The organism is Devosia sp. YR412 (assembly GCF_900110945.1).
GTDB lineage: Bacteria > Pseudomonadota > Alphaproteobacteria > Rhizobiales > Devosiaceae > Devosia.
Genome location: NZ_FOFL01000005.1, coordinates 106,508 through 119,128 on the forward strand (window position 1 = coordinate 106,508; position 12,621 = coordinate 119,128).

Consider the following 12,621-nt stretch of genomic DNA (forward strand, 5'->3'; position numbering starts at 1 on the left):
CCGAAGCGTGATATCAGCGTTTGGGCTCGAACAACCGGTCGCGCGAGCCGGTAAGATGGGTTTTCATCAGAATTCGCGCTTGGTCGGCATCACCGGCGGCAATCGCCTCATAGACGGCGGTATGTTCCACAAACACATGCTGCAGCCCATCGCTGGTGCTGCGCAGCGACAGCCCGTGAAAGCGCATGCCGACCGCGATGTGATCCTCCAGCGCCTGCATCGCCGTGGCGAAATAGGGGTTGGACGAGGCTTGGGCGATGCTGAGATGAAACATGAAATCGGCGTCGGCGCGATGGGCCTGGCGATTGGTCGCGTCGCGTAGCAGGCCCAGCGCCGACTTGATCTTCTGCAACGCTTCCGGCGACCGCCGCACCGCCGCCATGGCCGCCGCTTCAGGCTCCATGGTTAGGCGAAAATCATAGCAATGCTGCAGGTCGGACAGGTTTTCCATCTGCCCGAAGCCCAACGGCTCACGCAGCCCCTGTTCGCGCACAAAACTGCCAGCACCCCGCCGCGAATAGATCAGGCCTTGGTCGCGCAGCCGCTGCAGCGCATCGCGGATGACGGGGCGCGACACGCCAAACTCGGCCGCCATGGCATGTTCGGTCGGCAGGCGTTCGTCGACGCCATAGGCGCCCGATTTGATGGCCCGCAGGATACGGTCGAACACCGCGTCCGAAAGACTGCGCCGCACATTGAGAGTTTCCGACATCTAACCGTGACGCTCCCGTTGCAAACCACCGAAGTGACCAAACAAGTCCACCAGCGTCTCGGCATCGCCGAATCCGCCCGACTTGGTGATTATCGTGAAGCCACCGGCCCGGGCAATGGGCAGGCCGGGCAGGGCCTCGCCCAATAGCTCCAGCACAGCAATGCCAAGTTTGCGCAATACGGTCTGCGCCGTTGCGCCGCCGGAAATAAAGAGCGTGGTTCCAGCCTGTGGTTGCAGGCGCAGCAGCGCTTCACCCAAGCGCTCGGCCACCTGCACCGGATCAGCTTTTTCAGTAACGCCCGGCACGGCCTGCAGCAGGGTCAACGGCGCCGATGCCGGCAGTTGCTCGGGCAATTGCCCATCCGGCGCCGCGATATACGAAAGCTCCGGGCTCTGCGCCCGCAGCCGCTCGATCTGCGCCAGCGTAATCGGATCGATCGAACCAATCACGCAAATCGCCGGCGCCTCCATTGACCAGCCCGGGACAAGAACCGCACTCGGCGCCATGTCTGCCGCCACAGCCTCAGCCAGCGCCCGTGCGCCAATCAACAGGTCATGTTCCAGCCCGGCGACCGCATGCTCGATCTCGATCTGGCTCGTCGCATCTGGAATGATCGCCGCCTGCGCATGCCGACCCAGCCGGCTGGCAATGTCGATCGGTTCGGCTACGCCAAAGCCCTCAACGCGCCCGTCCCGCACCACCCGTCCAAAGGCCGGAATGGCCGGTACTACCAGTGCGCGCTCGAAGCGCAACGCATCCAGCTCTTCGGCAATATTGCCCTTGAGCCGGGAATCCACCTTTTTGAAAATCTCCAGACCCGCTGGCAACCGCGACACGCATTCTGCCACGGCCTGCTGCGCCAGTTCCGGCGCAATCTCCCGGCTATCGGTCGAAACGCCGATCACCGCAGCGCCACTGGCCAGCGCCGCCTCCAACCCGTCCACGCCCAGCGCCACCACAGTGGACAGCCCCCGCGCCGCAAAGGGCGCGGCAGCATCCAGCGCCCCCGTCAGGTCATCGGCAACCACGGCCAGCCGTGTCATGGAGTGGCGCCGGCCAGCCGGCGTTGCGCCTGGATTTCGGGATCGGGATCCAGATTGGCGGCCAGCAGCCGCTGCGTATAGGCATGCTGCGGCGCCTCGAAAATCTGCCGCGTCGGCCCGCGTTCGACGATTTCGCCCGCCTTCATCACGATCACCGTATCGGCAAAATCGCGCACCACGCCCAGGTCATGGGCAATGAACAGGAAAGAAATGCCAAGGCGCTTGCGCAGGTCGTCGAGCAGGGCGATCACCTGCGCCTGAATCGACACGTCGAGTGCCGAAACCGCCTCGTCGCAGATGATCAGTTCAGGCTCGAGCGCCAGCGCCCGGGCAATGGCGATACGCTGCCGCTGCCCGCCCGAAAACTGGTGCGGATAGCGTGCCGCATGTTCGGGCGCGAGGCCCACCTGCGCCAACAGTTCAGCCACGCGCGTCTGCCGTGCCGCCTTGTCCGGCATCAGCTTGTGAATGTCCCAGCCTTCGGAAATCAGCTGATAGACCGACATGCGCGGATTGAGCGACTGCGTCGGGTCCTGGAACACCATCTGGATTTCGCGCCGCATGCCCAAGAGGTCACGTGCATTCATCGCCAGTAGGTCCTTGCCTTTCCACAGCGCCTCGCCGCTATCGGCCTTCTCAAGCCGCAGGATCGAACGCGCGAGGGTCGACTTGCCCGAGCCGCTTTCGCCCACTACGGCCAGACACTGTCCGCGGTGCAGCACCAAGGACACATCCTTGAGCGCGGTGAACTCGCCATAGGTCTTGCAGAGCTTCTTGGTCTCCAGCAGCACCGGTTCGGCGCTGTCGAGCAGCTTGATCTCGCCCTTGCCCGGCGCGGCGCCGATCAGCTGGCGCGTATAGGGATGCTGGGCATTGTGATAGACGTCGCGCGGCGTGCCCGCCTCGACGATCTCGCCCTTGCTCATCACCACGACGCGGTCGGCAATCTCGGCCACCACACCCAGGTCATGGGTGATCAGCACCAGGCCCATGCCCGTCTCGGCCTGCAATTCCTTGAGCAGGGCCAGCACATCGGCCTGGATGGTCACATCCAGCGCCGTCGTCGGCTCGTCGGCAATGAGAATGTCGGGCTTCAGCATCAGCGCCATGGCGATCATCAGCCGCTGGCGCTGGCCACCGGAGAACTGATGCGGATACTTGTGCAGCGCCGCTTCCGGGTCAGGAATACCGACGCGCTTGATCAGCTCCAGCGCCCGGGCCCGCGCCATATCGGCGGGACGGCCATGCGCCGTCATCATCTCCACGATCTGCCATCCCACGGTATAGACCGGGTTGAGATGGCTCAGCGGGTCCTGGAAGATCATCGCGATCTTCTTGCCGTTGAGCGCACGATGCGTCTCGTAGCTGACCTTGAGCAGGTCCTGCCCGTCATAGAATATCTCGCCGGAGACGATATGGGCCGGCGGCATGTCGAGAATATTCATCACGGCCGAGGCCGAGACGGACTTGCCCGAACCACTTTCGCCCAGGATCGCCAGCGTTTCGCCGCGGTTGACGCTCCAGGATACATTTTTCACCGCATGCACGGTCCCGCGCGCCGTGTGGAAATCCACCGACAAGTTGCGCACTTCGAGCAAAGCATTATTCATCTTTGGTGCTCCGGGCTTCGAGGCGCCAGCGCTGGGCGGGGTCGAGGGCAATGCGCATCCAGTTGCTGAGCAGGTTCAGCGCCAGCGTGGTGATGACGATGCAGACGCCGGGCCACAGCGCCAGCCACCATGCGGTGGTGAGGTACGGCCGGCCCTGGCTGACCATCAGGCCCCAGGTGATATCGGGCGGCTGGATGCCGATGCCGAGGAAGGACAGCGAGCTTTCCGCCAGCATGACGAAGGCGAAGTCGAGCGTCGCAATGGTCACCAGCGTCGGCGCCACCACCGGCAGGATATGTCGCGCAATGATGCGCCAATGGCTGGCGCCCATCACCACTGCCGCCTGCACGAACATGCGCTCGCGCACTTCCAGCACTTCGGCCCGCGTGGTGCGCAGGTAAATCGGGATACGGGTAATCGCCAGCACCAGGATCATATTGGGAATCGATGGCCCCAGCACATAGAGCACCACCACGGCGATCAGCAGCGACGGGAAGCTCATGATCACGTCGGCCAGACGCATGATCACCTGCGAAGTGGTCTTGCCCATATAGCCGGCAACAAGGCCCAGCAGCGCGCCGACAGCCAGGGCGGCGACAACCGCACCGGCGGCCACCATCATGGTGCTGCGCGCCGCCACGATCAGCCGCGCCAGCATCGGCCGGCCCAGCGAGTCGCCACCGAGAAAGAAGGCCCAGCCACGCGCCAGATCGAAAGGCGGGCTGTTGCGGCCGCGCAGGTTCTGGCTGGTTGCCAGGTCACCTAGGAGGGCCGGGCCCAGCAGAGCGCAGAGCACGATCAGCAGCAGGACGACGGCGGAACAGAAGGCCAGCTTGTCGCGCCACAGCATGGACAGCATGGAGGTGCTGCGCGGCTCGGCAATAGCGGGCGTTTTGGAAAGGGACTGGTCGGTCATGGCTTTGCCCTAGTGCCGGATACGCGGATCGAGCAGGCCATAGGCCAGGTCGATCAAAACGTTCATGATGAAAATGGCGATGGCGGTGACCATGATGGCGGCCAGCACGACGTTGAAATCGCGCTGCAGGATGGAATCGATCATCAGCTTGCCGATCCCGGGGAAGCCGAAGATCGTCTCGACGATCACCGCGCCGTTCAGCAGGGCCGCAGCCTGATCGCCGATCACCGTAATGACCGGCAGCATGGCATTGCGCAGCGTGTGCACGAAGATCAGCGGCAGGTTCTTGACGCCCTTGGCCCGCGCCGTCTTCACATAGGCGGCAGACAGCGCCGACAGCATCGAGCCGCGCACCACCTGGACGATCAGCCCGAACGGTCGGATGAACAGCACCGAAACCGGCAGGATCCAGTGCCAAGGCGTGCCGACGCCGGAGGTGGGCAGCCAGCCGAGGTTGATCGAAAACAGCACGATGGCGACAATGGCGATCCAGAAGTCCGGTGCCGAAGCGCCGATCAGCGAGACGATCGACACCAGCCGGTCAAAGAAGCCGCCGACATTGAAGGCGGCCAGCGAACCCAGGATCACGGCAGCAACAACCACCAGGCCCATGGTGATGCCGGCCAGCGGCAGCGTCCAGGCATAGGCTTCCAGAACGATATCGATGGCGGGCCGCGCCTTGCGCAGGCTCTCGCCGAAATCCAGATGCGCCAGGTCCCAGACATAGCGGCCGAATTGTTCGAAAAGCGGGAGGTCGAGGCCATGCAGCGTGCGGAACTGCGACTTCATCTCTTCGGTCGCATCGATCGGCAGGAACAGCACGGCGGGGTCGCCAGTAAGGCGCGACAAGAAGAACACCAGGATCATCAATCCCAGCAGCGACAGCAGGCTGGCGATAACACGCTGGCCGATCAGTTTGGTCATGACGATCGTCCGATCTTGCAGGAAAACTGCGATGCCGGGGAAGGCCCCGGCATCGCCATTATGGACCTGTGAGGGTCTTACTTGAAGCCGATCTCGGCCAGCTGCAGTTGCTGGTTGGTCGCGATGGTCGGCGTGAAGTCGAGGCGTTCGCTGACGCGGCTGAGGCCAACCATGTGGAACAGCAGGACGTCGGCAACGATGTCGTCATGGACATACTTGAACACGTCGGACCAGAGGGCCGCACGTTCGTCGCCGGTAGCGGCTGAAGCCTTGGCGATCAGCTCGTCGACCTTGGGGTCGTTGACGCCCGACTGGGTGCCCTGGCTGCTGTACTTGAAGAACATCGAGAACACCGGGTCGCCGCGGCTGTTGTCATGCTGTGCAAGGACGAGACGCGTGCCTTCGCTCTCGGGATAGGGCTTGGAGTAATACTGCTCGTGCTCGGCAACTTCGACCATGCGCAACGTCGCCTTGAAGCCGACTTCGTTGAACATCTGCACCAGGGCTTCGGAAACCTCGGTCACATTGGGGAAGTTCTCGGTACGGGCAACCACTTCGATCGGCAGGCTGACATCGACGCCATCGGCCTGGGCTTCGGCGAGCAGCTTCTTGGCCAGTTCCGGATCATAGGCGGGCGGCGACAGGTCCGGGTTCCAGCCCAGGGTCGTCGGCGGCACCATGGCCACGGCCAGCTCGGTACCTTCTGGCAGGACGGTGCCGATAAAGGCCTCGCGATCGATAGCAGCATTCAGCGCCTGGCGAACGCGGATATCGCTCGTCGGGGCATCCTGGCTGTCGATGCGCAGATAGACGGTTTCAGAATTGAGATAGCTGAAGTCGGTCGCCTTGTTGTCAGCCACTTCGGCGGTGATCTGCGGCGCGATATCGGCTTCACCGGCGGCAACCATGCCCGCACGAACGGCTGGCTCGGAGCGGAACAGATAGGTGGCCTTGGTCACGGCAGGCTGGGTGCCCCAATAGTCTTCGCGGCGGTCGAGCACGATCTGCTGGCCGGCTGTCCATTCGCTCATCACGTAAGGACCGGTGCCGATCGGATCACGCACGAATTCCATCGGCGTTTCCGACGGAACGATGGTGACGAGGCTCATCAGCAGCGGCAGCACGGGCTGGGCCGGCTCGGCCTTGACGTCCACGGTCAGGTCGTCGACCACGGTGAAGGTCAGGGCGGTGTCGGCAAAGTAGCGCTTGCTCTCGCAGGTCAGCTGGTCGGAGAACACGCGGTCGAAGGAATGCTTGACGTCGGCCGCATCGAACGTGGTGCCGTCGGAGAACTTGACGCCATCACGCAGCTTGAACTGCCAGGTGCCGTCACCCTTGTCTTCCCAGCTGTCGGCCAGGCGAGGCATCAGGCCCTTGTCGCCACGCACGTCCAGCTCGGTCAGCGTTTCGCTGATATTCTGCAGCACGACGCGGCCGATATTGGAACGGGTCGCCATGCAGGGCTCGACCAGATCAAGCTCTTCGCTCAGCACGACGGTGATATCGGTGTCTGCCTGCGCCATGGCTGGCGCGACAGCGCTCGACGCGAGCAACGCGCCGATCAAAACATGCTTCAAGATCAATTCTACTCTCCCATCGCAGCTGCAGTTCGCGGCATGGGCGGCGCTGCGGAGCGCCCATGCAAATTCCTCCTGGCCGTCCCCAACGGGTATTCCGGCGTGACCGCACTATCTCGTTACAACCATAAGTTGTCAAACAAAAATCCAGATAGGCACTTCGAGCACGGTAGACATTCAATTAAACCATTGTTTCTTAATTATAAAAGTTCTGACTTGCGCGCCATCTAGCAATCTCGGCGTCAAATAATAACTTGACAACAAAGGCGTCGATGTAATGTTTGGGTCAACCAAAAGAGGAGGTGGCATGACACCGGAGGAGATCGAGATTCGCATGACGGGGCAGGTGACTGCCCTGCCGCACGGGCTGTCCGAGGCCTATCTGTCATCGCCCATGGTGCAGAACCATGCCGCCTTCATCGAACTGCTTGATGACGGTTCGCTGGCCTGCCTGTGGTTCGGCGGCACGCTCGAGGGCAAGTCCGATATCTCGATCTATGGCTCCACTCTGGCGCCCGGCGCCGATCGCTGGTCAGCGCCCGCGCGTCTCAGCCATGATCCCGATCGCAGCGAACAAAACCCGGTGCTGACCCGCAACGGGCAGGGGCAGTGGCAATTGATCCATACCGCCCAGCCCTCCGGCAATCAGGACGAGTGCCTGCTGCGCCGTCGCGATATCGGCTTCAGCCATGGCGCCTTTACCGCTGGTGAACCCGACCTGATCGATCTGCCGCTCGGCACCTTCGTGCGCGGCCGCCTCGTGCGCCGCACCGATGGCGCTTGGATGATGCCGGTGTTTCGCTGCATTTCGCGTCCCGGCCAGCGCTGGAACGGCAGCCACGATACCGCCGGCGTAGCCGTCAGCCAGGACGACGGCAAGAGCTGGTCGCTGAGCGAAGTGCCCGGCTCGATCGGCTCGGTGCATATGACCATCGTGCCGCTCGACGGCGATCACATGGTCGCCTTCTACCGCCGCCGTCAGTCGGACTTCGTGCATCGCTCGGAAAGCCTTGATGGAGGCGTCACCTGGTCGGCACCCGAGGCGACCGACGTGCCCAACAACAATTCCTCCATCAACGTCGTGCGCCTTGCCGACAGGCGGCTTGCCATGGTGTGCAACCCGATCTCGGCAGCCACCTCCGACGATCGCCGCGTCTCGCTCTATGACGAGATCGAGGAGGGCGACGACCGCCCCGACGCCACCGGCGGCTGCGCGCCGATCTGGGGCGTGCCACGAGCGCCAATGACGCTCTGCATTTCATCCGATGGCGGCCTGACCTGGCCACTGCGCAAGATCATCGACCACAGTCCCGGCACCTGCCTTTCGAACAATTCGCTCGATGGCCGCAATAAGGAACTGTCCTACCCCTATCTGCTGGAAGGTCCGGACGGCGCAATCCACGTCGCCTACACCTATTTCCGGCGCGCCATCAAATATGTCCGTCTCCCTGCGGGATGGATCGACGGAGAACAAAAGTGAGCGACATTATCGGCATCACCATGGGCGACCCGGCAGGCGTCGGCCCCGAGATCGCGGTTCGCGCCCTGGCGCAGATGAGCGCTGAAGACCGCGCTCGCACCCGCATCTATGGCAATCGCGCCACGCTCGATCTCGCCAAGGCCGCCACCGGCGCCGACATCGACCTCGATGGCTTCGTCGAAGACCTGCCCATCGAAGGCGGCCCGCTGCCCTGGGGCAAGCTCGATCCGCGCGCCGGCGACGCCGCCTTCCGCTTCATCGAAAAGGCCGTGCGCGATGCCGAAGCCGGCAAGATCGGCTGCGTCGTCACCGCACCGATCAACAAGGAAGCGCTTAACCTCGCTGGCCACCACTATGATGGTCACACTGGCATGCTGACTGCGCTGACCGGCCAGAAATCGGCCTTCATGCTGCTGGCTTCCGAGCGCCTTAAGGTCATCCACGTCTCGACCCACGTCTCGCTTAAAACCGCCATCGATCGCGCCACGCCCGAACGCATCCTCGCCACCATCCGCGCCGGCAATGACCACCTCAAGCGTATCGGCTATGCCAGCCCGCGCATTGCCGTCGCCGGCATCAATCCCCATTGCGGCGAAAACGGCCTGTTCGGCACCGAAGACGACCTGCAGGTTGTGCCCGCCGTTGCCATGGCCCGCGCCGAAGGCATTGACGTGCAGGGACCGATCTCGGCCGACACGCTCTACTATCGCGCCTACAATGGCGCCTTCGACCTGGTCATCGCGCAATATCACGATCAGGGCCACATTCCGATCAAGCTGGTGGCCTTCGACACCGCCGTCAATGTCTCGATCGGCCTGCCGATCGACCGCACCTCGGTCGATCACGGCACGGCCTTCGACATTGCCGGCACCGGCAAGGCGAACCATACCAATATGAACGAAGCCATTGCCTATGCGCGCCGTCTGGCCGCCGGGAGGAAGTCATGAATCCAGCGACCAAACTGCCCGTCCACGGCGTCTTCTGCGCCTCGGCCACGCCCGTCCTTGAAAAAGGCACGCCCGACCACGCCGCTTTCGCAACCCATGCCAAGGCGCTGATCGAAGAGGGCTGCGACGGCATTGCGCTGCTCGGCACCACCGGCGAAGCAAATAGCTTTTCCATCGCCCAGCGCCAGGACCTGCTCGAAAAGCTCATCGCCGCCGGCCTTGATCCCAAGCGCCTGCTGCCCGGCACCTCGCAGACCAATGTCGCCGATACCGTCACCCTGATGCGCCACGCCGTACAGGCCGGCGTCAAGGCCACGGTCGTCCTGCCACCCTTCTACTACAAGGGTGTCAGCGACGAGGGCCTGTTCCGCTTCTACGCCGAAGCTATCGAGGGCGTGGGCAGCAATGACCTGCGTGTCCTGCTCTACCACATCCCGCCGATCGCCCAGGTCGGCCTCTCGGTGGAACTCGTCGGCCGCCTGCTCGAAGCCTTCCCCGGCATTGTAGTCGGCATCAAGGACAGCTCCGGCAAGCTCGAAAGCATGCAGCAATTCGCCAGCAGCTTCGAGAATTTCTCGGTGCTGGCAGGCGCCGATCCCTTCATGCTGCCGCTGCTGCGCTCCGGCGGGGCAGGGTGCATCACCTCGAGCTCAAACCTGATCGGCAAGCATCTGCGCGTGGTGTTCGACCATGCTCACGAGCCGGAAAATGCAGAGCTGGTTGACAAGGCGCAGGAACGCATCAACGCCTGGCGCGACCTGTCCAACGCCTATGTCCAGCTGCCCACCATCAAGGCCATGCTGGCCAAGCGCCGCAATCATCCCGGCTGGACGCGCGTCCGGCCGCCGCTGGTCGAGCTGACGGCCGCCGAGATCGACAAGGTGCAGGCCCAGATGACCGCGCTGGAGGCACAGGACAATGTCTGAACCCGTCCTCTCCATGGCGCGGCCGATAACCCTGCTGCAGCCAGCCCGGCTTGAAATTGGGGCAGGGGCCGTCACCCGCCTCGCCGAATGGGCCGCCGCCTATCAGCGCGCCTTCGTCGTCGCCATGGCGCCGACCGTCGGTTTCGTCGACCGCATCGGTCTCACCGGTGCTGTCGAAACCTTCATCGACCTGCCACCCGAACCCGACCTGCCGGCTGTCGAAGCCGTGCTGGCTGCTGCGCGCGCCTTCAAGCCCGACCTGGTGATCGGTCTCGGCGGCGGCTCGGTGATGGATGTCGCCAAGCTGGTCGCCGTGCTGTGGGACAGCGAACAGTCGGTTCCCGACGTCGTCGGCGTCGGCAAGGTGCAGGGCCGCCGCACCGCGCTCGCCCAGGTGCCCACCACCTCCGGCACCGGCTCGGAAGCCGGCATCCGCTCGCTGGTCACCAATCCGGCAACGCTGGCCAAGATGGCCGTCGAAAGCCAGTTCATGCTGGCCGATATCGCCATTCTCGACCCCGAACTGACCTATTCGGTGCCTGCCGCGGTCACCGCCGCCACCGGCGTCGATGCTCTGGCCCATTGCGTTGAAGCCTTCACCAATATCAAGGCCCATCCGCTAATCGACGGCTATGCCACGCTCGGCATCGAACTGGTCGGCCGCTATCTGGCCCGCGCCGTCAAGGATGGCACCGATACCGAAGCCCGCGCCGGCATGATGCTCGCCTCCTACTATGGCGGCGTCTGCCTCGGCCCGGTCAACACGGCCGGCGGCCACGCTCTGGCTTACCCACTGGGCACGCGTCTCAAACTGCCGCATGGCCTGGCCAATGCGATCATCTTCCCGCATGTCCTGGCCTTCAACGCCACGGCCCGCCCGGAAAAGACCGCCACCATCATGGCCGCCCTTGGCCTCTCCGCCGGCGCGGATGAAACGTCCGTTCGCGCTGCTGCCCATGGCTATTGCCGCGATCTCGGTGTCGAAATGAGCCTGTCGCGCCACGGCGCCAAAGCCGAAGATCTGCCGCTGTTCGCCGAAGAAGCCTTCGCCATCAAGCGCCTGATCGACAACAACCCGCGTCCACTCGAACTCGCCGATATCCAGGCGATCTTCACCAGCGCACTGTAAAAACAACGGACGTCCTGGGAGCAGGGCGTCCGTCAACCGCTGGAATTGCGACAAGCTTCCACATCTCTGATCGTCTTGCAGCTTGCCGGCTGCCGCCCATCCTGCTGGCAATTTATCGCAGTGCCCGCTGGGTGCTGCGATCTGATCACAAATCGAGCGCAGTGCTGAAATTTTATTGCGGCTCAGCCATTAGGCGATCAAGAATATGGCCATCCGCTGGGGAGACGGTTGATGTCGTTGATGCTTATAGAGCTTGCGCGGAACCTGCGCGCAGCACCTCCCGAAATGATCGAAACAGTTGCCTGCACCATCTACGACACCGATGAGGACATCGTGGACGAGGCAATTGCCGATCATGTCGCCAAGGGGGACACGAGCTGGCTTGAAGGACGTCACCCACGGCTCGCCTGGGAACAGGTCGAAGCCTCGGTGCAGGAGGCCTATCGACGTCGGGCCAGGGCGGCAATTTCGGTCCTTGCGAGTTCTGTACGCCCCACTTGACCGCCCCATAACCATCTCACAACACTCAATTACAGCGTCCTACTGACTCGGCCCAAAGCGGTGGAACTCATGCACGCAGCCCTCAGGACATTCGAATTCGTCGAACGTGTCGCCGCGTCCGACAATGCCGGAGACATTGCAGCCTTGCTGTTGTCGGAGGCCGAACAGCTGGGGTTTTCCGGCCTGGCCATGGGGTGGCTACCACCACCCGATTCTGCAGAAAAGGCCCGCTTCGAAGTGGCCGCGCTGCCGCCGGAATATTTTCGGCGCTACGCGGAAAACCACTATGAGCGGGACTCGGCCATCGTCAGCCACATGCAGACCACCACGGCACCATTCCGCTGGGACGAGGTGAAAGTGGATGTCGAGGCCCAGCCGATTGCCCACAAGATCTTGCAGGAAGCCTGGGACTTTGACGTGCGATGGGGCTGGAGCATTCCGATCTATTCGCAGCACAGGCTGACCGGCTTTGTCACGACATCTGCCGCACTGAAAATCGACGACGGCATGGATACCGATCAGCTGCATCTGATGACGCTTTGCGCACATTCGCGCATTCTGGATTTACAGACCGCATCCAGAGCCGCTCTGCCGATACTGAGTGAGCGGGAGCGTGAAGTGGTGACCTGGCTGGCCGCCGGCAAGACCGCCGATGACGTGTCCTGCATCTTGAGAATTTCACCGCGAACCGTGCATGCCCATATTGCCGCTGCCGGCCACAAGTTCGGCACGTCCAACAGCACCCATACGGTTGTGGAAGCCATCCGGCGCAAGCAGATCTCGATCTAGCTGGTTTTTGAGCTTGCGCTTGGCGCTAGCAGAAGGTTGAGCGTGCAGGGGTGATCAATTGTGGGC

General features: G+C 63.2%; 12 protein-coding genes. 6 read left to right on the forward strand and 6 right to left on the reverse strand.

The window, feature by feature from the left end:
- Window positions 1-13 precede the first annotated feature (13 nt).
- From BM045_RS15935 to BM045_RS15960, 6 genes are all read right to left on the reverse strand, one after another.
- The gene (locus BM045_RS15935) at window positions 14-712 is read right to left on the reverse strand and encodes a FadR/GntR family transcriptional regulator (RefSeq protein ID WP_092185022.1); all 699 of its coding nucleotides are present in this window, start codon (window positions 710-712) and stop codon (window positions 14-16) included.
- Entirely contained in the window at window positions 713-1,756 is a 1,044-nt protein-coding gene (locus BM045_RS15940; RefSeq protein ID WP_092185024.1) for a four-carbon acid sugar kinase family protein, read from the reverse strand.
- Window positions 1,753-3,366 (reverse strand): ABC transporter ATP-binding protein, encoded by a 1,614-nt coding sequence (locus tag BM045_RS15945; RefSeq protein ID WP_092185026.1) that lies wholly within the window; start codon window positions 3,364-3,366, stop codon window positions 1,753-1,755. The genes BM045_RS15940 and BM045_RS15945 overlap by 4 nt, the downstream gene beginning before the upstream one ends.
- Window positions 3,359-4,282: an ABC transporter permease gene (locus BM045_RS15950; protein WP_092185028.1), complete on the reverse strand. Its 924-nt coding sequence runs from the start codon at window positions 4,280-4,282 to the stop codon at window positions 3,359-3,361. The genes BM045_RS15945 and BM045_RS15950 overlap by 8 nt, the downstream gene beginning before the upstream one ends.
- A 9-nt stretch (window positions 4,283-4,291) precedes the next feature.
- Window positions 4,292-5,206, reverse strand: coding sequence for an ABC transporter permease (locus tag BM045_RS15955; RefSeq protein WP_092185030.1), 915 nt, complete (start codon window positions 5,204-5,206; stop codon window positions 4,292-4,294).
- A gap of 77 nt (window positions 5,207-5,283) precedes the next feature.
- Window positions 5,284-6,729: an ABC transporter substrate-binding protein gene (locus BM045_RS15960; protein ID WP_092185219.1), complete on the reverse strand. Its 1,446-nt coding sequence runs from the start codon at window positions 6,727-6,729 to the stop codon at window positions 5,284-5,286.
- A 361-nt stretch (window positions 6,730-7,090) separates the two neighbouring features.
- Between BM045_RS15960 and BM045_RS15965 the strand changes: the two genes are divergently transcribed.
- The 6 genes from BM045_RS15965 (at window position 7,091) to BM045_RS15990 (ending at window position 12,555) form a co-directional block, all read left to right on the forward strand.
- Window positions 7,091-8,263 carry a sialidase family protein gene (locus BM045_RS15965; protein WP_092185032.1) on the forward strand — a complete coding sequence of 391 codons (1,173 nt, stop codon included), beginning with the start codon at window positions 7,091-7,093 and terminating at the stop codon, window positions 8,261-8,263.
- Window positions 8,260-9,210 carry a 4-hydroxythreonine-4-phosphate dehydrogenase PdxA gene (gene pdxA / locus BM045_RS15970; RefSeq protein ID WP_092185034.1) on the forward strand — a complete coding sequence of 317 codons (951 nt, stop codon included), beginning with the start codon at window positions 8,260-8,262 and terminating at the stop codon, window positions 9,208-9,210. The genes BM045_RS15965 and pdxA overlap by 4 nt, the downstream gene beginning before the upstream one ends.
- On the forward strand, window positions 9,207-10,136 hold the full coding sequence (locus BM045_RS15975; protein ID WP_092185036.1) for a dihydrodipicolinate synthase family protein: 930 nt from the start codon (window positions 9,207-9,209) through the stop codon (window positions 10,134-10,136). The genes pdxA and BM045_RS15975 overlap by 4 nt, the downstream gene beginning before the upstream one ends.
- Complete coding sequence (locus BM045_RS15980; RefSeq protein ID WP_092185037.1) at window positions 10,129-11,265, forward strand: iron-containing alcohol dehydrogenase; 1,137 nt, start codon at window positions 10,129-10,131, stop codon at window positions 11,263-11,265. Before BM045_RS15975 ends, BM045_RS15980 begins: the two co-directional genes overlap by 8 nt.
- A 231-nt stretch (window positions 11,266-11,496) precedes the next feature.
- Window positions 11,497-11,766, forward strand: coding sequence for a hypothetical protein (locus BM045_RS15985; protein ID WP_092185039.1), 270 nt, complete (start codon window positions 11,497-11,499; stop codon window positions 11,764-11,766).
- 69 nt (window positions 11,767-11,835) lie between these two features.
- Window positions 11,836-12,555, forward strand: coding sequence for a helix-turn-helix transcriptional regulator (locus BM045_RS15990; protein ID WP_139198820.1), 720 nt, complete (start codon window positions 11,836-11,838; stop codon window positions 12,553-12,555).
- The last annotated feature ends 66 nt before the right edge of the window (window positions 12,556-12,621 follow it).